The sequence below is a fragment of the Streptomyces sp. NPDC006283 genome (assembly GCF_040613325.1).
GTDB lineage: Bacteria > Actinomycetota > Actinomycetes > Streptomycetales > Streptomycetaceae > Streptomyces.
The window spans coordinates 1-20,332 of the sequence record NZ_JBEXRZ010000089.1 but is presented as its reverse complement, the minus strand read 5'-3'; the positions used below and the strand labels follow the sequence as shown (position 1 = coordinate 20,332).

Sequence of the window (20,332 nt, the reverse complement as noted above, 5' to 3'; positions counted from 1 at the left end):
ATTCTACCGTAGGACAAATAGCGGGAACTGTACGAGAGCTGACGTAAAGGCATATTTCGACCACCGAGAATGTGCCGCCCCGCCACGGCGACGGCGAGCGCCGGAACCTGGGTGCCGCCGGTGCGGACGGACCGCGGGGGTTGGTCGTCCGGTGGACACGGACGGGAATCCGGGACGCTCACGCCGAAGGACACAGGACACCGACTCAAGGATGCGAGTGGCCGTCGGTGCGCCCGTCCGTCGCACTGTCCTTGCCGTCCGCCGCACCGGACGTGGTGAGCGTGAACGCGGCGGTGCGCACCACCCCCTCGTGCTTGAAGTCGAGGAAGAGCCGGTACGCGCCGGCGCTCGGAGCCGTGGCGCCGAACGTCACGTCGGGCCCCGGGCGCGTCTCTCCGTCACCGGGGGCACCACCCGGGTGGACGTGGAGGTAGGCCAGGTCTCCCGCGCGCAGCGCCACCAGGTGTCCGTACGCACCGAGATACGGCTCGAGGTCGGTGACGGGGCGGCCGCCCCTGGAGACGCTCAGCTTCAGCTCGCCGGCCACGCCGGGGCGGAGCCCGCCGTCGAGGGTGACGGTGTAGCCGTCGACCTCGGCGACCCCGGACGCCGCGGGCAGCGGAGCGGGACGATAACTGCCGGACACGGCGAGGTCGGCGCCAAGAGTGAGGTTCTTGGCGCCTTCGGCAGCGGGCGTGAAGTCGGCGAAGAGACGGTAGCTGCCGGCTGCCGGGAGCCCGGACCTGACGCTCCAGGTGCCGTCCGCCGCCCGGGTGGGGTGCAGATGACGGTAGGTGCGCAGATCGCGCGAGGCGAGGATCAGGTGCAGCTCCTTTTTGTGCTCGCGCCGGTAGGCCGCGAGAGGGCGGCCGTCGCTGTCGCGGACGCTGAAGCGCAGTTCGCTCTCGTGGCCCGCGGCGATGCGCGGGGTGTGGAGGTCGAGGGTGTACCCGCCCTCGGAGATCTGCAGCCCTCCGGCGGGTGCGTCGCGGCCGCCCTCCGCACCCGGCGCCTTCGTGGGGTTCGCGGCAGGTGGATGGGCCGCGTGCGCCGCGGGCGCCGGGGCCGGGTCGACGGGCGTGACGGCGCTGCCCACTCCGTAGGCGGCGCCGAAGGAGGCGGCGAGCGCGGCGGCGAAGGCGGTGATCTTCAGCGTGGTCTTCATGACGTCGTCCTTCTCCTCGGAAACGAGGATACCCGTAGGGGGTATCCTGACGCGAGAGTACCACGTACCCCCTGGGGGTATCCGTCGTCGCGGAAAAGGCGCCCGCCGGACCGGCGGGCGCCATGAGGAGGTGTGCGCGAGCTACCGGGGCGGCGAAGCCGCCTCCAAGGCTTCCGCGACCGCGTCGAGGAAGCGGGCGTGGGCTGTGGCGCTGGGCGGGATCTCCGGATTCCACGGCAGGAGCCGCGCCCCTGCCGCGATCGCCTCCCAGTCACCCACCCCGCCGAGCCGCTCGACCGGGAACGCGTTGGACCGGACGTCCGTCAGTACGACATCCGGCGCCAGCCGCCGGGCGGCGGCCCAGTCGGTCGTGGACCAGGACGCTCCGGCGCCGGGCTCCGGCGCTGCCATCGCGACGCCGCACCCGGACAGCGCCCTCAGGTCCGCCCACGCGTCCGGCCTGGCGACGTGGACACTGTCGGTGCCCGCCGGCGACAGCGCCAGGACCCGTACGCCTGCCGCCCCGGCCGCCGCCGCGCCCAGTCGCTCCCGTGCCGCATCGAGGCCCGCACCGGCCGGCGGCCCGGCGCCGAGGGAACGCGCGAGCGCGCCGAACCGGTCGCGTATCTCGTCGAGCGAACGCCCCTGCCCGACGTCGAGCACCACCACCGGGAGGCGTTCTTCCACGTACTTGGCCGTGTCCGGGTCCAGGCCGTAGATCTGGTCGGACCCGTACGTCACGGCCACCAGCAGCTCCGCCCCGGTGGCGAGCACCGCGTCCGCCTCCACGCCCGGGCCGGAGCCGAGGTAGGCGACGCCGTCGAGCGGCAGCGCCCCGGCCTTGGCGGGATCGGGGCCCGCGCCGTCATGGGCGGATCCGAACACCCCCTCAGGCCGGAGGCCGTGGTCGAACAGCGCGGCACCCGCCTGGATGTAGGCGACCAACCGGGACGGTGTGCGTGGCGCCGCGGCCAGCCGGCCACGGTCGTCGAGGAATTCCCACTGTGTCTGTAGCGCCATGCGGCCGGCCCCCAGTTCGATCAGTCGTCCCCGCCTCGACGTGTCACTGCCCCGCCGCCCACCGGCTCACTCCTGACGGCCGCAGCTGGTTCAACTACACGTGTCAGACGCCGAGTTGGCTGCGTTCAGAGCGGCGCGGCGGCCACCGGGGCGGGTGCGACCTCGCGCAGCCCGCGGCACACCTCCAGGCGGTCCGTACCCGGCGGCATCACCTCGAGCACGACCGGATCGGGCCACCGGTCCGCGGCGCGCCCGAGCGCCTGCGGCCCGTACACACCACCACCAGGGGCCGTCGTCCGCGGCAGGCGCCGAAGGGGGCGTCACCGCCTTACGAGAGCATGACGTCCGATTCGTTCAAGACGGCCGGCCGCGCCACGTCCTACGTTGAGCTCATGACTCCACGACTCGACGCCATCGGCCTCGTCGTCAGCGACATGGCCGCCTCACTCGCCTTCTACCGCCGCCTCGGCCTGGACATCCCGGCGGAGGCGGACACCGCCCCGCACGCGGAGGCCACGCTTCCGAGCGGCCTGCGCCTGCTGTGGGACACCGAGGAGACCATCCGCTCCTTCGACCCGAGCTGGTCGGCCCCCACCGGCGGCGAACGCATGGGACCGGCGTTCCTCTGCGACAGCCCCGCGGAGGTCGACACGGTCTACGAAGAGCTGACCGGAGCCGGATACCGAGGACACCTCAAGCCCTGGGACGCCGTCTGGGGGCAGCGCTACGCCGTCGTGCTCGACCCGGACGGGACGGGCGTCTCACTGTTCGCCAACGCCTCGTAGGCACCGAGGGTGAGGCCGGTCATGGCACGCATCTCCCTGGCGAGATGCGACTGGTCGGCACAGCCCGCGGCGAGCGCGGCGTCCCCGTACGGAGCACCTCGCCGCACCAGTGCGAGGGCGCGCTGCAGCCGCAGGACGCGGGCCAGCGTCTTGGGGCCGTATCCGAAGGCGTGCAACGCCCGCCGGTGCAGCTGCCGGGCCCCGAGCCCGGCCGCGTCGGCCGCTCCTCGGACCGTGCCGCCGGCGTCCAGGTACCGCACGACGGCCTGCAGCAACGGGTCCGGCGGGCCGGTCCGGGCCGCCCGCCGCAGCGCGACGGCCTCCAGCTCGGCCGCGCGGTCGGCGGCCTCCCCGATGCGCTCCGCGAGCCTGCGCGACTCGGCTGCGCCCCAGAGGTCGGCGAGCTCCACCCGCCGGTCGCGCAGCTCGTGCGCAGGCAGCCCGAAGAACACGGGCGCGGCCCCGGGCGCGAACCTCACCCCCGCCCACGCCGCACTCCCGCCCGGCGCGTGGGCATGCGTGTCGGGCCCGGCGACGAGCAGCCGCCCCTCGGACCAGAGCAGGTCCATACAGCCGTCGGGCAGTACCGGGTACGCGCTTGGGCCCGCGGTGCGCGTCCACACGACGGCGCCGTCGATCCGGGACCCCCGCTCCTCGTACATGTCCCCGAGGCTAGCGGGGCGCCGCCCGGGCGCGCAGCGCCCACGGGGCGGCACGTCACACCGGACTTCGAGACAGACACCGCCGGGGGCCACGCGCTGACTCTGAGACACGACCTGGGGTCTTCCGTTCGGATCAGGCCGGACCAGGGTGGGGGTCCGCCACGCCCGCAGGGCGTTCCGGTGCGCGCGATCGCAAGGCGGAGGTGGGGGCACCTCGCACGCCGAAGGCTGTGGGGGCCTGCCAGGGCCCGCGAGCCCGGCTGGATCCGAACTCCGTGCTTCTCGCCGGCCTGGGCTTTTGGGGCCGCCCTTTCCCGAACCGGGGCAAGCCCCGGGGGCGCGGCCCAGATCACGCCCGCGAGGCCCTAGTCGCGGCCCTCCGGGCCGGCGCCGCCCCGGCCCTGTTCGCGCGTCGTGTGCAGGCGGGCCCGGACGTCGTCCACCGGGAGGAACTTCGACCAGCGCTCCGGGAACTCGGACGGCATGTCCCCGCCGCCCTCCTCGTCGTCCGGGTCCTCTTCCCCGTACATCTCGGCGGCCCGCGCCCTCGCCAGCAGCTGCGCCGCGTCGGCCGCCCGTGCGCGCTCGTTCGCCGCGCGGGCGGCCGCCGTGGCGACCGACGGCCAGACGCGGTCGATCGCCGCGTTGACCGCCGCGCCGACGAGGACGGCGAAGGCGGAGATGCCTATCCAGAGCAGGAAGGCGATCGGCGCCGCGAGCGAGCCGTAGATCGTGGGGCCCTCGACCGTGCTGGTCAGGTAGATGCGGAGCAGGAAGCTGCCCAGTACCCACATGCCGAGCGCCACGAGCGCGCCCGGCACGTCCTCCACCCAGGGGGACCGCACGGGCACGGACACGTGGTACAGCGTGGTCAGGAAGGCGATGGAGAGCAGGATGACGACCGGCCAGTACAGGGCCCGGACGACTTCCGTGCCCCAGGGCATGAGTTCCACGACCCGGTCGGGGCCGACCACGGCGAGCGGGAGCACGACGGCCCCGATGAGCAGGGCGATGATGTAGAGCAGGAACGCCAGGAGCCTCGTCGCGACGATGCCGCGCTGCCCGTCGAGCCCGTACATGACGGTGATGGTGTCGATGAAGACGTTGACGGCTCGCGACCCGGACCACAGGGCGATGGCGAAGCCGATGGAGATGAGGTCGGGCCGGCCGCCCTGGGTGACGTCCTCCAGCAGCGGTTTGGCGATGTCGTTGACGCCGCGGTCGGAGAGGACGGTGCCCACGGCGGTGAGGATGTTCTCCTCGATCGAGGCGACGGTGGTGGTGTTGGTCCAGTCGTCGATGTAGCCCAGCAGGCCGATCAGGCCGAGCATCAGCGGCGGTACGGACAGCAGCGTGAAGAACGCAGCCTCCGCCGCGAGCCCGAGGATGCGGTACTCGATGCACGAGTTGACGGTGTCCTTCAGCAGCAGCCAGGCCATCTTCCGCTTCGAGACGTTGCGGTAGAGGACTCGGGCCCGGTGGAGCCGGCCCGAAGGCCGCTCGGGTGTTTCGTTTGCTGCCTGCACCTCCTTACCGTATCGGCATGGCAGCCAGCACCCACACAGTGACCAACCAGGCTCCGCCCCTGGTGGGGTACGACGTCTTCGCCGCGGACCTCGCCCTCACGGAGGCGGTCGGCCGCCATGTGGCGCCCGAGCTCCGCGACACGGCGTTCGACGAGCTTTCCGGGCTCGGGCGGACGGCGGGCTCCGTCCAGGCGCAGGAGTGGGGCAGGCAGGCCGACGAGCATCCGCCGCGGCTGCGCGCCTACGACCGGTACGGCAACCGGATCGACGAGGTGGAGTTCCATCCGGCCTGGCACCGGCTGCTGGGCCATGCCGTGTCTGCGGGTCTGGTGAGCGCCTGGGGCAGGCCGGGCGGGCACGTCCGCAGGGCGGCCGGTTTCCTGGTGTGGACGCAGGCGGAGGCCGGCCACGGCTGCCCGCTGTCGATGACGCACGCGGCGGTGCCCGCGCTGCGGACCGACCCGGCGCTCGCCGCCGAGTGGGAGCCTCGGCTGACGTCGACGGTGTACGAGGAGGAGCTGCGCCCGGCCGCGCTGAAGGGCGGTGTCCTGTTCGGGATGGGGATGACGGAGAAGCAGGGCGGCAGCGACGTACGGTCGAACACGACGCGCGCCGAGCCGCTGGCAGACGACGGCGCGTACCTCCTGACCGGTCACAAGTGGTTCTGCTCCGCGCCGATGAGCGACGGCTTCCTGGTCCTCGCACAGGCCGCGGGTGGGCTGACCTGTTTCCTGGTGCCCCGGGTGCTGGAGGACGGCACGCGCAACGTGTTCCGGATCCAGCGGCTGAAGGACAAGCTGGGCAACCGGTCCAACGCCTCGAGCGAGGTCGAGTTCGAGGGGACGTGGGCCCGCCGGGTCGGCGACGAGGGGCGCGGGGTGCGCACCATCATCGGGATGGTGGCGGCGACCCGGCTCGACTGTGTGCTCGGCTCCGCGGCGCTGATGCGGCAGGCGGTGGCGCAGGCGATCCACCACTGCGCGTACCGCAGCGCGTTCGGCGGGCTGCTGATCGACAAGCCGCTGATGCGCAACGTGCTGGCCGACCTGGCCCTGGAGTCGGAGGCGGCGACGACGCTCGGGCTCCGGTTGGCGGCGGCCTACGACGCGGACACGGAGGCGGAGCGGGCTTTCCTGCGGCTGGCGGTGCCCGTGGCCAAGTACTGGGTGACGAAGCGGTGCACGCCGGTGGTGGCGGAGGCACTGGAGTGCCTGGGCGGCAATGGGTACGTGGAGGAGTCGGGCATGCCGCGGCTGCTGCGTGAGTCGCCGCTCAACTCGATCTGGGAGGGCTCGGGCAATGTACAGGCGCTGGATGCGCTGCGTGCGCTGCAGAGGGAGCCGCAGGCGCTGAACGCGTTCCTCCAGGAGGTCGGCACGGCGCGGGGCGCGGACCACCGGCTGGACGCGGCGATCAAGGACCTGCTGACGGAGCTGGCCGACCTGGGCGGCATCGAGGCGAGGGCTCGGCGGGTGGTGGAGCGTATGGCTCTGGTGCTGCAGGGGTCGCTGCTGGTGCGGTGGGCCCCGTCGGAGGTGTCGGACGCCTTCTGCGCCTCGCGGCTGGGCGGCGACCAGGGAGCGGCGTTCGGGACCCTGCCCCACACACTGGGGCTTGCGGCGATCGTGGAGCGTTCGCGCGCCGTGGTCTGAACCGCGCGCACCGGCATGCGGCACCGGACATGGAACGGACGCGGGCCGTATGCGACGGACGGCGCCCGTGAGGCTTGGTTGGGTGGTGCTGCGCCGACACGGCACCACCCCACCGGCGAACCGGTGTTCCGTCACCTTCGTACAGGCGCACGCCCGTTCGCGACGGTTGCAAAGGGTTGCATCCTTGTGGGCCATAACGCGACGCGCACAGGCCCGGGGAGGCGAGGATGGGGCGGGCCACCCCCGCACACCGGACGCCGGCGTCGCCGAGGAGGGACCATGAAGAAGCCCGTGCAGAACTCGTCGCTGGATCTGGCCAGGCTGGCGGCCATGGACAGCACGGAGGCCATGCGGCTGCTGAAGGGCGTGCGGGACGCTGCGCTCGCGGGCCGCAGGCCCGAGGTCGGGCCCCGGACGGACATCGGCGAGTCGTGGCAGCGGATGCTGCAGCGCGGTGTGGATCCGGACCGGGACCATAGGGCGGGACTGCTGCCGCTGGAGGAGATCGAGCGGCGCAGAGTCTCCTCACCGCTGCTGGAGGTCCTGCCGGTGCTGCGGGACGGGCTGGTCTCGATCGCGGAGGCCGCACAGCACATCATGGTCGTCGCCGACACCGAGGGCCGGCTGCTGTGGCGAGAGGGCAGTTCGGCGGTCCTGCGCAAGGGCGACGCGCACGGCTTCGTCCTGGGTGCCGACTGGAACGAGGAGCTGGTCGGCACGAACGGCGTCGGCACCCCCCTGGTGTCCCGGCGCCCCGTCCAGGTGCACTCGGCCGAGCATTTCGTCTCCACGCACCACACGTGGACCTGTGCCGGGGCGCCGGTCACCGATCCCCGGGACGGCAGGCTGATCGGGGTCGTCGACATCAGCGGCCCGCTGTCCACCATGCATCCGGCGACCCTGGCTCTGGTCACCTCGGTCACCCGCCTCGCGGAGGCGGAGCTGCGAGGCCGCCACCTCGAGTCGCTCGACCGGCTGCGCAGCGTCGCCGCCCCGCTGCTGGGGCGGCTGCGCGGCCGGGCCCTGGCGGTCGATGCGAACGGCTGGCCCGCGGCCGTGACGGGCATGGCCCCGACGGGCCGGCTGTCGCTGCCGAAGGCGGCCCGGGCGGGCCGGCTCTGGCTGCCGTCGCTCGGGATGTGCACGCTCGAGCCGCTGCCGGGCGGCTGGCTGGTACGCGTCGACGGGGCGCAGCCCGACGAAGCGGCGCCCGGCCGGGTCGTGCTGGACCTGAGCCGGCCACGGCGGCCCTCGGTGACCGTGACGGGCGGTTCGGGGAGCTGGTCGCACGAGCTGACGCCGCGCCATGCGGAGCTGCTGTACGTACTGGCCAGGCACCGGGACGGGCGGACCGCGGCGCAGCTGGCGCAGGACATCTTCGAGGATCCGACGCGGACGGTGACGGTGCGGGCGGAGATGTCGCGACTGCGGCGTCATCTCGCGCAGATCCTGGCGCACCGCCCCTATCGCTTCGCGGAGGAGGTCGAGCTGGAGCTGCTGCTCCCGGAGCGGCCCGCGGACCTGCTGCCGCATTCGACGGCCCCGGCCGTGCGGCGGGGGCGCACCCCGTGATCCACGCCCCGGCCGTGCACCGCGGGCGCACCCCGTGATTCCCTGGCCCGCATGAGCACCATCACTGTGACCACCTGGTCCCTGGAGCAGACCTCCCCGGCCGACCTGCGGCCCGCGGCCGCTCCCGGGGACGACATACGGATCGTCCGGGCCGAGGTCCCCTCCCCCGAGTTCAGCCGGTTCCTGTACACCGCGGTCGGCGGGGACATCCGCTGGACCGACCGGCTCGGCATGACGTACGCCGAGTGGCAGGAGTGGCTCGATCGTCCGGGGGTCGAGACGTGGGTCGCGTACGAGAAGGGGACGCCGGCCGGTTACGTGCAGCTCGAGGCGCAGGACGACGGGGCGGTCGAGATTCTCTACTTCGGGCTGATCCCGGCGTTCCGCGGGCGTCGGATCGGCGGTCATCTGCTGTCGCAGGGGGTGGCCCGGGCATGGGATCTGGCCGAGCGGTGGCCCGGTCTTCCGCAGACGAAGCGGGTATGGCTGCACACCTGCTCGAAGGACGGTCCGCACGCGATGGACAATTACCTGCGGCGCGGGTTCCGTCTGTTCCACACCACGGAGGCTCAGGAGCCCGAGGTCGAGACGCCCGGCCCCTGGCCCGGCGCCACGGTCTGAAGGAACGGGTGCGGACGACCGGCCGTCCGCACAACGGTGACCCATGACACATCGTCTCGCGATGCGGGACAGCGGTGTCCACATCCTGGATAAAGGTGGACTGGGTCCAAAGTGCCATGACACGCTTCCGCCATGTCCAGCACTGGAATTGCCTTGGTGAGTCGGCGGCACGTCGACCTCGGCCGCATGTCCAGCGCCATCTGTCCGGCCTGCTGAGAGCCCAGCACCGCCGCACTCCCCGTTGTCTTCACCCCGCCCTGCGCACTGCCGCGCTCTTCGCGCGAGTGTGCAGCTCAGAGCCGCCCTCCTGCAGTCTCGAAGGACTATCACCATGGCCGCCAGCCCCGAAAAGCCCGCCTCCGCCACGCCCCGTCGCAAGGCCGGACGCCACCGCGGCGAGGGTCAGTGGGCGATGGGCCACCACACGCCGCTCAACGGCAACGAGCAGACCAAGAAGGATGACGACGGTCTCAATGTGCGGACACGCATTGAGACGATCTACGCGCACCGCGGTTTCGACTCGATCGACGGTGCCGACCTGCGCGGGCGCATGCGCTGGTGGGGCCTCTACACCCAGCGCAAGCCCGGGATCGACGGCGGCAAGACCGCGATTCTGGAGCCGGAGGAGCTGGACGACGAGTTCTTCATGTTGCGGGTGCGCATCGACGGCGGCCGGCTGACCACCGAGCAGCTGCGGGTGATCGGCGAGATCTCGGAGGAGTTCGCGCGCGGCACCGCCGACCTCACCGACCGGCAGAACGTGCAGTACCACTGGATCCGGATCGAGGACGTCCCGGAGATCTGGCGGCGCCTGGAGGCTGTGGGCCTGTCGACGACCGAGGCGTGCGGCGACACTCCGCGCACCATCCTCGGCTCGCCGGTGGCCGGGATCGCGCAGAACGAGATCATCGACGGCACCCCCGCCGTCGAGGAGATCCACCGCCGGTTCATCGGCAGCAAGGAATTCTCCAACCTGCCCCGCAAGTTCAAGACCGCGATCTCCGGCTCCCCGCTGCTGGACGTGGCGCACGAGATCAACGACGTCGCCTTCGTCGGGGTGAACCATCCCGAGCACGGCCCCGGCTTCGACCTCTGGGTCGGCGGCGGACTGTCCACCAACCCCAAGCTCGGTGTGCGCCTCGGCGCCTGGGTCCCGCTCGACGAGGTCCCCGACGCCTGGGAAGGCGTCATCTCGATCTTCCGTGACTACGGCTACCGCCGGCTGCGCAACCGCGCGCGCCTGAAGTTCCTGGTCGCCGACTGGGGGCCCGCGAAGTTCCGGCAGGTCCTGGAGGACGAGTACCTGAAGCGCAAGCTGGTCGACGGCCCCGCGCCCGAGCAGCCCGTCGAGCACTGGCGCGACCACGTCGGTGTCCACCGCCAGCAGGACGGCCGGTTCTACGTCGGCTTCGCGCCGCGCGTCGGACGTGTGGACGGCGCGACGCTCACCAAGATCTCGGAGCTCGCGGCGGCGCACGGATCCGGCCGGCTGCGGACCACCGTCGAGCAGAAGATGATCGTGCTCGATGTCGCCGAGGACCAGGTCGACTCGCTCGTCTCCGGTCTCGAAGCCCTGGACCTGCAGGTCAAGCCGTCGCCGTTCCGGCGGGGCACGATGGCCTGCACGGGCATCGAGTTCTGCAAGCTGGCCATCGTCGAGACCAAGGCCCGCGGCTCCGCGCTCATCGACGAACTCGAGCGCCGGCTCCCGGAGTTCGACCAGCCCATCACGATCAACATCAACGGCTGCCCCAACGCCTGCGCCCGTATCCAGGTCGCCGACATCGGTCTCAAGGGCCAGCTCGTCCTCGACGACGAGGGCAACCAGGTCGAGGGCTACCAGGTGCACCTCGGCGGCGCGCTGGGTCTCGACCCGGCGTTCGGCCGCAAGGTCCGCGGGCTGAAGGTCACCTCGGCCGAGCTTCCGGACTACGTCGAGCGGGTCGTGAAGCGCTTCGAGGCGGAGCGCGAGGACGGCGAGCGCTTCGCCACCTGGGCGGCCAGGGCGTCCGAGGAGGCCCTGTCATGAGCGAGCGGGCTGCACCGTTCTACTGCCCCTACTGCGGCGACGAGGACCTGCGTCCCAGCGAAGAAGGTCACGGCGCCTGGGAATGCGCGGCATGCAATCGGGCCTTCCAGTTGAAGTTCCTCGGGCTGCTGACCCGCGGACTTCAGCGCAACGACCGTGGAGGGGAAGAGATATGACGACCGTTCAGGCAGAGCGGGATCTCAAGACGCTGGCCGAGCAGGCGGGGCGCGACCTCGAGGACGCCTCGGCTCTCGAGATCCTCACATGGGCCGCCGAGACCTTCGGCCCTCGTTTCTGCGTCACCTCCTCGATGGAGGACGCGGTGGTCGCCCACCTCGCCTCCCGTGCCGTGCCCGGCGGCCGCCCGGTCGATGTGGTGTTCCTCGACACCGGCTACCACTTCGAGGAGACCATCGGCACCCGCGACGCGGTGGACGCGGTGATGGACGTCAACGTCATCACGCTCACCCCCCGCCAGACGGTAGCCGAGCAGGACGCCGAGTACGGCCCGAAGCTGCACGACCGCGACCCCGACCTGTGCTGCGCCCTGCGCAAGGTCAAGCCCCTCGAAGAGGGCCTGACCGGGTACGACGCGTGGGCCACGGGCCTGCGCCGCGACGAGTCCCCGACCCGGGCGAACACCCCGGTCGTCGGCTGGGACGAGAAGCGGCAGAAGGTCAAGGTGTCGCCGATCGCCCGCTGGACGCAGGACGACGTGGACGCCTACGTCGCCGAGCACGGCGTGCTCACCAACCCGCTGCTGATGGACGGCTACGCCTCCGTGGGCTGCGCGCCCTGCACCCGCCGGGTGCTGGAGGGCGAGGACGCACGCGCCGGCCGCTGGGCCGGCCGGGGCAAGACCGAGTGCGGGCTGCACGGCTGATGACGGACAACAGGGAAGTTCAGGAGAAGCAAGTGACCGGAGCCACCATCTGGCTCACGGGTCTGCCGAGCGCCGGCAAGACCACGATCGCGTACGAGCTGGCGGGCCGGCTGCGCGAAGAGGGCCACCGTGTCGAGGTGCTCGACGGCGACGAGATCCGCGAGTTCCTGTCGGCGGGCCTCGGCTTCACCCGTGAGGACCGGCACACCAACGTGCAGCGGATCGGCTTCGTCGCCGAACTGCTGGCGTCCAACGGTGTGAAGGCCCTGGTGCCGGTCATCGCCCCGTACGCCGACAGCCGCGAAGCGGTGCGCAAGCGCCACCAGCAGGAGGGCACCGCGTACGTGGAGGTGCACGTGGCCACCCCGGTGGAGGTGTGCTCGGTACGCGATGTGAAGGGGCTGTACGCCAAGCAGGCCGCGGGCGAGATCAGCGGGCTGACCGGGGTCGACGACCCGTACGAGGAGCCCGAGACGCCCGATCTGCGGATCGAGTCCCACCACCAGACCGTGCGGGAATCCGCCGACGCGGTCCACGCACTGCTCGCCGAAAGGGGTCTGGCATGACGACCGCCGCCACCGTGCACGAGGGCGTCGACAGCCCGTACGCGCTCTCCCACCTGGACGCGCTCGAGTCCGAGGGTGTGCACATCTTCCGCGAGGTGGCGGGCGAGTTCGAACGGCCGGTGATCCTCTTCTCCGGCGGCAAGGACTCGATCGTCATGCTGCATCTGGCGCTGAAGGCGTTCGCCCCGGCGGCCGTTCCGTTCACGCTGCTGCACGTGGACACCGGGCACAACTTCCCCGAGGTGCTGGAGTACCGCGACCGGACGGTCGCCCGGCACGGGCTGCGGCTCCATGTCGCCTCCGTGCAGGAGTACATCGACGCCGGCAAACTGCGCGAGCGCCCGGACGGGACCCGGAACCCGCTGCAGACCGTGCCGCTGACCGAGGCCATCCAGCAGCACCGTTTCGACGCGGTGTTCGGCGGCGGCCGGCGCGACGAGGAGAAGGCCCGGGCCAAGGAGCGGGTGTTCAGCCTCCGGGACGAGTTCTCGCAGTGGGACCCGCGCCGTCAGCGCCCCGAGCTGTGGCAGCTCTACAACGGCCGCCACGCGCCCGGCGAGCATGTGCGGGTCTTCCCGCTGTCCAACTGGACCGAGCTGGACGTGTGGCAGTACATCCAGCGCGAGAAGATCGAGCTTCCCGAGATCTACTTCGCGCACGAGCGTGAGGTGTTCAAGCGCTCCGGCATGTGGCTGACCGCAGGCGAGTGGGGCGGCCCCAAGGACACCGAGACGCCCGAGAAGCGGCTGGTCCGCTACCGCACCGTCGGCGACATGTCCTGCACCGGCGCCGTCGACTCCGACGCCACCACGCTGGACGCCGTGATCACCGAGATCGCCGCCTCCCGTCTCACCGAACGGGGTGCGACCCGCGCCGACGACAAGCTGTCGGAGGCTGCGATGGAAGACCGCAAGCGCGAAGGGTACTTCTAGAGATGACCACCCCCACCGAGCAGCTGGCCGAGCAGCTCTCCGCCACGACCCTGCTGCGCTTCGCCACCGCGGGATCGGTCGACGACGGCAAGTCCACCCTCGTCGGGCGCCTCCTGCACGACTCCAAGTCGGTCCTCGCCGACCAGCTGGAGGCGGTCGAGCACGCGTCACGCAGCCGGGGCCAGGAGGCGCCGGACCTGGCGCTGCTCACCGACGGCCTGCGGGCCGAGCGCGAGCAGGGCATCACCATCGACGTGGCGTACCGCTACTTCGCGACACCCCGGCGCCGGTTCATCCTCGCCGACACCCCCGGGCATGTGCAGTACACCCGCAACATGGTCACCGGCGCGTCGACGGCCGAGCTGGCGGTCGTGCTCGTCGACGCCCGCAACGGCGTCGTCGAGCAGACCCGCCGCCATGCCGCGGTCGCCGCGCTGCTGCGCGTGCCGCATGTGGTGCTGGCCGTCAACAAGATGGACCTCGTCGACTACGCGGAGCCCGTCTTCGCGAAGATCGCGGAGGAGTTCACCGCCTACGCGGCGTCCCTCGGCGTCCCCGAGATCACCGCGATCCCGATCTCGGCCCTCGCCGGCGACAACGTGGTGGACCCGTCCGCGAACATGGACTGGTACGGCGGCCCGACGGTGCTTGAGCACCTCGAGACCGTCCCCGTCAGCCACGACCTGACCGGCTGCCACGCCCGGCTGCCCGTGCAGTACGTGATCCGTCCGCAGACCGCCGAGCACCCCGACTACCGCGGCTATGCGGGCCAGATCGCCGCCGGCACGTTCCGCGTCGGCGAGTCGGTTACCGTTCTGCCGTCGGGCCGTACGTCGAAGGTCTCCGGCATCGACCTCCTCGGCAAGTCGGTGGACGTCGCCTGGACGCCGCAGTCGGTCACCCTCCTGCTGGAGGACGACATCGACATCTCCCGCGGCGACATCATCGTGCCGACCCACGACGCCCCGCCGACCACGCAGGACGTCGAGGCGACGGTCTGCCACGTCGCGGACCAGCCGCTCACCGTCGGCCAGCGGGTGCTGCTCAAGCACACCACCCGCACGGTGAAGGCGATCGTCAAGGAGATCCCCTCGCGGCTCACCCTGGACGACCTGTCCCAGCACCCGGCCCCGGGGCAGCTCGTCGCCAACGACATCGGCCGCGTCAAGGTCCGCACCGCCGAGCCGCTGGCACTCGACTCGTACGCGCACTCCCGGCGCACCGGCTCGTTCCTGCTGATCGACCCGGCAGACGGCACCACGCTCGCCGCCGGCATGGCCGGTGAGGCCTTCGCCGCCGAAACGGCGCCGGCCGGGCAGGCCACGGACGACGCCGAATGGGACTTCTGATGCCCGACATCTACTCGACCTTCGCCAAGGAGGGCGGCCGCGTCGGCAGCGGCGCCCTCGGCGCGGGCACGGGCGGGGTGGCGCGATGTGCGCGATGACGTACGCGCACTGCCTGCGCGCCCACACCCCCCGCACCGCGCACCGACGAAGACCTGAGACATCGCCGACGACCCGGCCGCGTCCGACATGACGTAGAGACCGGGCCTACGAGAGGAAATCCTCCCGTGCAAGCCACTCGTACCTTCCTGGGCCGCGGCCTCGCCGCCGCCGCCGTACTGCCGCTGCTCGCCGTGGCGCTCACGGCCTGCGGCTACGGCTCCCAGGCCAAGGACGACTCGGTCGCTACCGCCGCCAAGGGCGAGAAGATCGACGGTCTCGACAGCGTGAAGATCGGGTACTTCCCGAATCTCACCCACGCCACCGCCCTGGTCGGCCACCAGGAGGGCATCATCCAGAAGGAGCTCGGCGGCACCCAGCTGTCCGCGGCGACCTTCAACGCCGGCCCCTCGGAGATCGAGGCGCTGAACGCGGGCTCGATCGACATCGGCTTCATCGGCCCCTCCCCCGCCATCAACGGTTTCGCCAAGTCCAAGGGCAAGAGCCTGCGGATCATCGGCGGTTCCGCTTCCGGCGGCGTCAAGCTCGTCGTCAACCCCGAGAAGATCAAGACCCTGGACGACGTCAAGGGCAAGAAGATCGCCACCCCGCAGCTCGGCAACACGCAGGACGTGGCGTTCCTCAACTGGATCTCCGAGAAGGGCTGGAAGGTCGACGCCCAGACCGGCAAGGGCGACGTGTCCGTGGTGCGCACCGAGAACAAAGTGACCCCGAACGCCTACCTGTCCGGCTCCGTCGACGGCGCCTGGGTGCCCGAGCCGACCGCCTCGAAGCTGGTGAGCGACGGTGCGAAGGTGCTGCTCGACGAGTCGGATCTGTGGCCCGACAAGAAGTTCGTGATCACGAACATCATCGTGTCGCAGAAGTTCCTGAAGGAGCACCCGGCCGTCGTCGAGGCGGTGCTGCGCGGGACGGTCAAGACGAACGCCTGGATCAACGCCAACCCCGACAAGGCGAAGGAGTCGGCGAACGCGAAGCTCCAGGAACTGACGGGCAAGCCGCTGCCTCCCAAGGTCATCGACCCCGCCTGGAAGTCCATCCGGTTCACCGACGACCCGCTGGCGGCGACGCTCGACGCGCAGGCCGGCCACGCGGTCAAGGCCGGTCTGCTCCAGCAGCCCGACCTCGCCGGTATCTACGACCTGAGGCCGCTGAACAAGGTCCTCGAGGCCGCCGGCGGTTCCGCGGTCTCCGACGCCGGACTCGGCGTCAAGTAAACCCATCAGCCGAGTTCCCAGGAGGTGACGACCATGGCCACTGCCATCGCCAAGGCCGAGGACCGCGTGATCGTCGAGCACGAGCACGCGGCTCGCATCGGGCATGTCTCCAAGTCCTTCAACGGGCCGACCGGGCCGCAGCTCGTCCTGGACGACATCACACTCGATGTCGCGCCGGGTGAGTTCGTCACCCTCCTGGGGGCCTCCGGCTGCGGCAAGTCGACGCTGCTGAACCTGGTCGCCGGGCTCGACCGCCCGACCGCGGGGTCCATCGAGACCCCCGGCGGGCGGCCCGCCCTGATGTTCCAGGAGCACGCGCTGTTCCCGTGGCTGACCGCGGGCAAGAACATCGAACTCGCGCTGCGGCTGCGCGGCGTGCCGAAGGCAGCGCGCCGCGAGGAGGCGGAGCGGCTGCTGGAGCTCGTACGGCTCAAAGGCGCCTACGGCAAGCGGGTGCACGAACTGTCGGGCGGTATGCGCCAGCGGGTCGCGATGGCACGCGCGCTCGCCCAGGACAGCCAACTTCTGCTGATGGACGAGCCGTTCGCGGCGCTCGACGCCATCACCCGGGACGTGCTGCACGACGAGCTGACCCGGATCTGGCGGGAGACGAACGTCTCGGTCCTCTTCGTCACCCACAACGTCCGTGAGGCGGTGCGGCTCGCGCAGCGGGTGGTGCTGCTGTCGTCACGGCCGGGGCGTGTCGCCCGCGAGTGGACCGTCGACATCGACCAGCCGCGACGTATCGAGGACACCGCCGTGGCGGAGCTGTCCGTCGAGATCACCGAAGAACTGCGTGGGGAGATCCGCCGACATGGCCAGCACTGACACGACCGCGAAGGCCGCAGGGAAGGGCGTCGACAAGACCGACGACCTGGCCGGCCTGGAGGCGGGACTCGACGCACTGGACGCGGTGCAGGTGAACCGCACCCCCGTGCGCCAGGTGCTGGTGCAGAAGGTGCTGCCGCCGATCACCGCCGTGGCGCTCGTGCTGGTCGCCTGGCAGGTGCTGGTGTGGGCGGAGGTCACGGAGGACTACAAGCTGCCCGCGCCCTCCGCGGTGTGGGACAGCCTGTCCGGCATGTGGCTCCAGGGCACTCTGCTGGAGGTCATCTGGACCAGCGTGTCGCGCGGCCTGCTCGGCTTCCTGCTGGCGCTCGCCATCGGTACCCCGCTCGGCCTGCTGGTCGCCCGGGTGAGGTTCGTCCGTGCGGCGATCGGTCCGATCCTGTCGGGTCTGCAGTCCCTGCCGTCCGTGGCCTGGGTGCCCCCGGCCGTCATCTGGCTCGGCCTGAACGACTCGATGATGTTCGCCGTCATCCTGCTGGGCGCGGTCCCCTCCATCGCCAACGGTCTGGTCTCCGGCGTCGACCAGGTGCCGCCGCTGTTCCTGCGGGCGGGCCGTACGCTCGGCGCGACCGGGCTCAGGGGCACCTGGCACATCGTGATGCCGGCGGCGCTGCCGGGCTATGTGGCGGGCCTCAAGCAGGGCTGGGCGTTCTCCTGGCGTTCGCTGATGGCCGCCGAGATCATCGCCTCCTCGCCCGACCTGGGCCTCGGGCTGGGCCAGTTGCTGGAGAACGGCCGCAACAACGCCGACATGCCCGGCGTGTTCCTCGCCATTCTGCTGATCCTCGTCGTCGGTATCGCCGTCGACCTGCTGATCTTCAGCCCGCTGGAGCGGTGGATGCTCCGCAATCGCGGGCTGCTCGTCAAGGGCTGAGTGCACGATGAACGACCCCGTCCTGCTCGTCGTCGCCCACGGCAGCCGAGACCCGCGCCACGCGGCGACCGTCCACGCCCTCACCCGGCGGGTGCGGTCGCTGCGTCCCGGCCTGCGCGTGGAGACGGCGTTCCTCGACTTCAACGCCCCGGCGGTGCCCCAGGTCCTCGGCCGTCTGGCGGCCGACGGCGTACGGGACGTGGTGGCGCTGCCGCTGCTGCTGACCCGCGCCTTCCACGCCAAGGCGGACATCCCGGCGGTGCTGCGGCAGGCGCCCCCGTCGCTGCGCGTGCGGCAGGCCGAGGTCCTCGGCCCGTCGCCGCTGCTGCTCGGCGCGGTCGAACGGCGGCTGTACGAGGCGGGGCTCGGCCCTGCGGACAAGAGCTCGACCGCCCTGGTGCTGGCGGCGGCGGGCTCCACGGACCCGGAGGCGATCGCAGTGATCGCTCACACAGCGCGGGAGCTGCGGCACACCGGTTGGTGCGCCGTGCGGCCTGCGTTCGCCTCCGCATCTCTGCCCCGGACCGAGGACGCGGTCCGCTCGCTGAGGGCCGAGGGCCACTCCCGCGTGGCGGTCGCCCCGTACGTGATCGCCCCCGGCCGGCTCCCCGACCGCATCGCGGCGGGAGCGGGCGAGGCGGATGTGATCGCGGACGTGCTGGGCGCGTCCCCCGAACTGGCGCGGCTGCTGCTGGAGCGCCACGACGAGGCGCGGATCGAGTACGCGTCGGCGATTCCCGCCTAGGGGTGGGCCATTCACGTTCGTTCCGACAGGGCCATTTCCACTTCGGCGTCGACGAGCGCGTTGAGCTCGTCAAGTGTCATCGAACCGGCGGGCCGGCGTTCACGGGCAAAGACGTTGGCCGTGCGCTGCAGCACGTCGTTGACCGGCGTGGGCACACCGTGCAGCCGGCCGAGCAACGCCACCTCGCCGTTGAGGTAGTCGGCCTCGATGGTGCCCGTACCGCGGTCGAGACTCTGCCACGACGAGCCGCCGCCGCGCGGACGGCCTTCGAGCGGACGCAGTTCCATCCGCCCCGAACGGGCATCGCTTTCCTCGGCCGCGCTCACCACCGCGATCCCGGCCGCGGCAAGCACGGCCCGCCCCTCGGCGGAAGCGCGTGCGAGCAGCAGTTTCACCTCGTCGTCGGCGCGCCGGCCGGTGACCGCCTCTGCCGCGTTCTCGAGATTGGCCATCAGTTTCCCGTACTTCCAGCGCATCACGTCGGGCACCACGGGTGCGAGAAAATGAGACTTCTCCAGATCGGCGGCAATGCCACGGACGGTGTCGTCGGCGCCCGACGGGTAGCGGCCGAGGTGCAGGATGCCCGTCAGCGGCGCACCTGCCGCCGAGACACGGCCGGGTTCGACGTGGGTCGCCGGCAGATAGACACAGACGCCGTAGACATGACGGAACCGGCGGAGGGCGAGGCGCTCGCTCTCCACCCCGTTCTGGGCGCACACCAGCGGCAGTCGTTCGCCGGCCGTGCCGCCGCTGGTGACGGGGCGACCTGCCCAGGCCTCGAGAGCGCCGGTGCTGTCCTGGGTCTTGACGGCGAGCACCAGGACGTCGTCCTGTGTCAGTTGCACGCCTTCGGGTCCCTCGACGACAGGCAGCCGGTGGGTACGCGTGCCGTCGGGCGTCGTCAGCGTCAGGCCGTTCTCGCTCAGCGCCCGGTGGTGGGCGCCGCGTGCGACGAGCACCACCTCGTACCCCGACCCGGCCAGCCGTCCGCCGATCGCGCCGCCGACCGCCCCTGCCCCGATGATGATGTAGCGCATGGATGCGAGCCTGGCACAGGGAGCACCGCGCCGTCATGATCTTGCACTGATCCCTGGATCATCCGTCCGCGTTCGTCCGCGCGGAGGATCAGTCGCGGGTCATCTCCACCAGTTTCACCACCGTGTTCCAGTTGCGGCTGGTGGCGACGACGCCCTTCAGCAGACCGGGCCTCGACAAGGCCGCCGCCAGCTTCGAACGGCCGAGGCCGTCCGGCGCGTACAGGTACAGCGCCCGGTCGCCGAGCCGGAACTCTTCCGGGAGATGGGCCGCGGTGTCGATCGACGCCAGTCGCTGCGGTGCCACTGTTTCGGAGAAGAAGGTGACGTGGAGCTGTTTGCCTTCCAACGAGGCAGCGGGGAAGGGGCAGGCGTCGGCGACCGCCCGCAGATACGGGCCGCCGCGTACGAGGGTGTCGACACGGAAGCCGAAGGCCTTCTCGATGGCCGCCTCGATCCCGGCGGCGAGCGTGTGCTCGTCGGTGTCCGCGCTGCTGAAGACGGCGTTGCCGCTCTGCAGATAGGTGGCGATGTCGCTGTGGCCCAAGTCGCCCAGCACCGCACGGAGTTGCGCCATGGGGACCTTCCGGCTGCCGCCCACGTTGATACCGCGCAGGAGTGCCGCGTACTTCGTTGTCATGCTCAAAAGATAAGGCGGTCGCCATGCCCCGTGGGGGAGGGCACGGCGACCGCCGGTCCTGCGGCGAGCGCGCCGCGGGTGTGAGCGGCGGTCC

The 20,332-nt window shown here is 71.5% G+C and carries 22 protein-coding genes; 15 read left to right on the top strand and 7 right to left on the bottom strand.

What is annotated here, in order from left to right; all coding sequences use genetic code 11:
• Positions 1 to 205 precede the first annotated feature (205 nt).
• The 3 genes from ABZ070_RS19740 to ABZ070_RS19730 form a co-directional block, all read right to left on the bottom strand.
• Positions 206 to 1,165, bottom strand: coding sequence for a hypothetical protein (locus tag ABZ070_RS19740; RefSeq protein WP_356635525.1), 960 nt, complete (start codon positions 1,163 to 1,165; stop codon positions 206 to 208).
• A 141-nt stretch (positions 1,166 to 1,306) separates the two neighbouring features.
• A complete protein-coding gene (locus ABZ070_RS19735) occupies positions 1,307 to 2,185 on the bottom strand; it encodes an ABC transporter substrate-binding protein (RefSeq protein WP_356635523.1) in 879 nt (292 codons plus the stop codon).
• 125 nt (positions 2,186 to 2,310) lie between these two features.
• Positions 2,311 to 2,460: a hypothetical protein gene (locus tag ABZ070_RS19730; protein WP_356635521.1), complete on the bottom strand. Its 150-nt coding sequence runs from the start codon at positions 2,458 to 2,460 to the stop codon at positions 2,311 to 2,313.
• A gap of 117 nt (positions 2,461 to 2,577) precedes the next feature.
• Here ABZ070_RS19730 and ABZ070_RS19725 point away from each other — a divergent pair, with 117 nt between their 5' ends.
• The gene (locus ABZ070_RS19725; RefSeq protein WP_356635519.1) at positions 2,578 to 2,970 is read left to right on the top strand and encodes a VOC family protein; all 393 of its coding nucleotides are present in this window, start codon (positions 2,578 to 2,580) and stop codon (positions 2,968 to 2,970) included.
• Here the strand turns inward: ABZ070_RS19725 and ABZ070_RS19720 are convergent.
• Complete coding sequence (locus ABZ070_RS19720; RefSeq protein WP_356635518.1) at positions 2,910 to 3,632, bottom strand: helix-turn-helix domain-containing protein; 723 nt, start codon at positions 3,630 to 3,632, stop codon at positions 2,910 to 2,912. The genes ABZ070_RS19725 and ABZ070_RS19720 overlap by 61 nt on opposite strands.
• 365 nt (positions 3,633 to 3,997) lie before the next feature.
• Positions 3,998 to 5,158, bottom strand: coding sequence for a YihY/virulence factor BrkB family protein (locus ABZ070_RS19715; RefSeq protein WP_356635516.1), 1,161 nt, complete (start codon positions 5,156 to 5,158; stop codon positions 3,998 to 4,000).
• Between the two features lie 17 nt (positions 5,159 to 5,175).
• Here ABZ070_RS19715 and ABZ070_RS19710 point away from each other — a divergent pair, with 17 nt between their 5' ends.
• The 14 genes from ABZ070_RS19710 to ABZ070_RS19645 all read left to right on the top strand — a co-directional run bounded on the left by ABZ070_RS19710 (position 5,176) and on the right by ABZ070_RS19645 (position 18,564).
• Positions 5,176 to 6,810: an acyl-CoA dehydrogenase family protein gene (locus ABZ070_RS19710; protein ID WP_356635514.1), complete on the top strand. Its 1,635-nt coding sequence runs from the start codon at positions 5,176 to 5,178 to the stop codon at positions 6,808 to 6,810.
• Positions 6,811 to 7,089: 279 nt separating this feature from the next.
• Positions 7,090 to 8,382, top strand: a complete 1,293-nt coding sequence (locus ABZ070_RS19705; RefSeq protein ID WP_356635512.1) for a GAF domain-containing protein — start codon at positions 7,090 to 7,092, stop codon at positions 8,380 to 8,382.
• 51 nt (positions 8,383 to 8,433) lie between these two features.
• Positions 8,434 to 9,003 carry a GNAT family N-acetyltransferase gene (locus ABZ070_RS19700; protein WP_356635510.1) on the top strand — a complete coding sequence of 190 codons (570 nt, stop codon included), beginning with the start codon at positions 8,434 to 8,436 and terminating at the stop codon, positions 9,001 to 9,003.
• A 132-nt stretch (positions 9,004 to 9,135) separates the two neighbouring features.
• Positions 9,136 to 9,219, top strand: coding sequence for a putative leader peptide (locus ABZ070_RS19695; RefSeq protein WP_310650533.1), 84 nt, complete (start codon positions 9,136 to 9,138; stop codon positions 9,217 to 9,219).
• 115 nt (positions 9,220 to 9,334) lie between these two features.
• Positions 9,335 to 11,032, top strand: coding sequence for a nitrite/sulfite reductase (locus ABZ070_RS19690; RefSeq protein WP_356635508.1), 1,698 nt, complete (start codon positions 9,335 to 9,337; stop codon positions 11,030 to 11,032).
• Positions 11,029 to 11,208: a hypothetical protein gene (locus tag ABZ070_RS19685; protein WP_356635506.1), complete on the top strand. Its 180-nt coding sequence runs from the start codon at positions 11,029 to 11,031 to the stop codon at positions 11,206 to 11,208. The genes ABZ070_RS19690 and ABZ070_RS19685 overlap by 4 nt, the downstream gene beginning before the upstream one ends.
• Positions 11,205 to 11,915 carry a phosphoadenylyl-sulfate reductase gene (locus tag ABZ070_RS19680; protein WP_356635504.1) on the top strand — a complete coding sequence of 237 codons (711 nt, stop codon included), beginning with the start codon at positions 11,205 to 11,207 and terminating at the stop codon, positions 11,913 to 11,915. The genes ABZ070_RS19685 and ABZ070_RS19680 overlap by 4 nt, the downstream gene beginning before the upstream one ends.
• Entirely contained in the window at positions 11,915 to 12,481 is a 567-nt protein-coding gene (gene cysC / locus ABZ070_RS19675) for an adenylyl-sulfate kinase (protein ID WP_356635502.1), read from the top strand. The genes ABZ070_RS19680 and cysC overlap by 1 nt, the downstream gene beginning before the upstream one ends.
• Entirely contained in the window at positions 12,478 to 13,413 is a 936-nt protein-coding gene (cysD, locus tag ABZ070_RS19670; RefSeq protein ID WP_356635500.1) for a sulfate adenylyltransferase subunit CysD, read from the top strand. Before cysC ends, cysD begins: the two co-directional genes overlap by 4 nt.
• A gap of 2 nt (positions 13,414 to 13,415) precedes the next feature.
• Positions 13,416 to 14,762, top strand: coding sequence for a GTP-binding protein (locus ABZ070_RS19665; RefSeq protein WP_356635498.1), 1,347 nt, complete (start codon positions 13,416 to 13,418; stop codon positions 14,760 to 14,762).
• A gap of 224 nt (positions 14,763 to 14,986) precedes the next feature.
• The gene (locus ABZ070_RS19660; protein ID WP_356635496.1) at positions 14,987 to 16,096 is read left to right on the top strand and encodes an aliphatic sulfonate ABC transporter substrate-binding protein; all 1,110 of its coding nucleotides are present in this window, start codon (positions 14,987 to 14,989) and stop codon (positions 16,094 to 16,096) included.
• Positions 16,097 to 16,129: 33 nt separating this feature from the next.
• Positions 16,130 to 16,924 (top strand): ABC transporter ATP-binding protein, encoded by a 795-nt coding sequence (locus ABZ070_RS19655; RefSeq protein ID WP_356635494.1) that lies wholly within the window; start codon positions 16,130 to 16,132, stop codon positions 16,922 to 16,924.
• Entirely contained in the window at positions 16,911 to 17,819 is a 909-nt protein-coding gene (locus ABZ070_RS19650) for an ABC transporter permease (RefSeq protein WP_356635492.1), read from the top strand. Before ABZ070_RS19655 ends, ABZ070_RS19650 begins: the two co-directional genes overlap by 14 nt.
• 7 nt (positions 17,820 to 17,826) lie before the next feature.
• Complete coding sequence (locus ABZ070_RS19645) at positions 17,827 to 18,564, top strand: sirohydrochlorin chelatase (protein WP_356635490.1); 738 nt, start codon at positions 17,827 to 17,829, stop codon at positions 18,562 to 18,564.
• An 11-nt stretch (positions 18,565 to 18,575) separates the two neighbouring features.
• Here ABZ070_RS19645 and ABZ070_RS19640 read toward each other — a convergent pair whose 3' ends face one another.
• The gene (locus ABZ070_RS19640) at positions 18,576 to 19,601 is read right to left on the bottom strand and encodes a 2-dehydropantoate 2-reductase N-terminal domain-containing protein (RefSeq protein ID WP_356635488.1); all 1,026 of its coding nucleotides are present in this window, start codon (positions 19,599 to 19,601) and stop codon (positions 18,576 to 18,578) included.
• An 88-nt stretch (positions 19,602 to 19,689) separates the two neighbouring features.
• Positions 19,690 to 20,238 carry a DUF1697 domain-containing protein gene (locus tag ABZ070_RS19635; RefSeq protein WP_356635486.1) on the bottom strand — a complete coding sequence of 183 codons (549 nt, stop codon included), beginning with the start codon at positions 20,236 to 20,238 and terminating at the stop codon, positions 19,690 to 19,692.
• Positions 20,239 to 20,332: the final 94 nt, after the last annotated feature.

Coding starts and splice junctions, on each gene's coding strand:
- ABZ070_RS19740 (WP_356635525.1), bottom strand. CDS start 1,165: ATGAAGACCACGCTGAAGATCACCGCCTTCGCCGCCGCGCTCGCCGCC.
- ABZ070_RS19735 (WP_356635523.1), bottom strand. CDS start 2,185: ATGGCGCTACAGACACAGTGGGAATTCCTCGACGACCGTGGCCGGCTG.
- ABZ070_RS19725 (WP_356635519.1), top strand. CDS start 2,578: ATGACTCCACGACTCGACGCCATCGGCCTCGTCGTCAGCGACATGGCC.
- ABZ070_RS19720 (WP_356635518.1), bottom strand. CDS start 3,632: ATGTACGAGGAGCGGGGGTCCCGGATCGACGGCGCCGTCGTGTGGACG.
- ABZ070_RS19710 (WP_356635514.1), top strand. CDS start 5,176: ATGGCAGCCAGCACCCACACAGTGACCAACCAGGCTCCGCCCCTGGTG.
- ABZ070_RS19705 (WP_356635512.1), top strand. CDS start 7,090: ATGAAGAAGCCCGTGCAGAACTCGTCGCTGGATCTGGCCAGGCTGGCG.
- ABZ070_RS19700 (WP_356635510.1), top strand. CDS start 8,434: ATGAGCACCATCACTGTGACCACCTGGTCCCTGGAGCAGACCTCCCCG.
- ABZ070_RS19695 (WP_310650533.1), top strand. CDS start 9,136: ATGTCCAGCACTGGAATTGCCTTGGTGAGTCGGCGGCACGTCGACCTC.
- ABZ070_RS19690 (WP_356635508.1), top strand. CDS start 9,335: ATGGCCGCCAGCCCCGAAAAGCCCGCCTCCGCCACGCCCCGTCGCAAG.
- ABZ070_RS19685 (WP_356635506.1), top strand. CDS start 11,029: ATGAGCGAGCGGGCTGCACCGTTCTACTGCCCCTACTGCGGCGACGAG.
- ABZ070_RS19680 (WP_356635504.1), top strand. CDS start 11,205: ATGACGACCGTTCAGGCAGAGCGGGATCTCAAGACGCTGGCCGAGCAG.
- cysC (WP_356635502.1), top strand. CDS start 11,915: ATGACGGACAACAGGGAAGTTCAGGAGAAGCAAGTGACCGGAGCCACC.
- cysD (WP_356635500.1), top strand. CDS start 12,478: ATGACGACCGCCGCCACCGTGCACGAGGGCGTCGACAGCCCGTACGCG.
- ABZ070_RS19665 (WP_356635498.1), top strand. CDS start 13,416: ATGACCACCCCCACCGAGCAGCTGGCCGAGCAGCTCTCCGCCACGACC.
- ABZ070_RS19655 (WP_356635494.1), top strand. CDS start 16,130: ATGGCCACTGCCATCGCCAAGGCCGAGGACCGCGTGATCGTCGAGCAC.
- ABZ070_RS19650 (WP_356635492.1), top strand. CDS start 16,911: ATGGCCAGCACTGACACGACCGCGAAGGCCGCAGGGAAGGGCGTCGAC.
- ABZ070_RS19645 (WP_356635490.1), top strand. CDS start 17,827: ATGAACGACCCCGTCCTGCTCGTCGTCGCCCACGGCAGCCGAGACCCG.
- ABZ070_RS19640 (WP_356635488.1), bottom strand. CDS start 19,601: ATGCGCTACATCATCATCGGGGCAGGGGCGGTCGGCGGCGCGATCGGC.
- ABZ070_RS19635 (WP_356635486.1), bottom strand. CDS start 20,238: ATGACAACGAAGTACGCGGCACTCCTGCGCGGTATCAACGTGGGCGGC.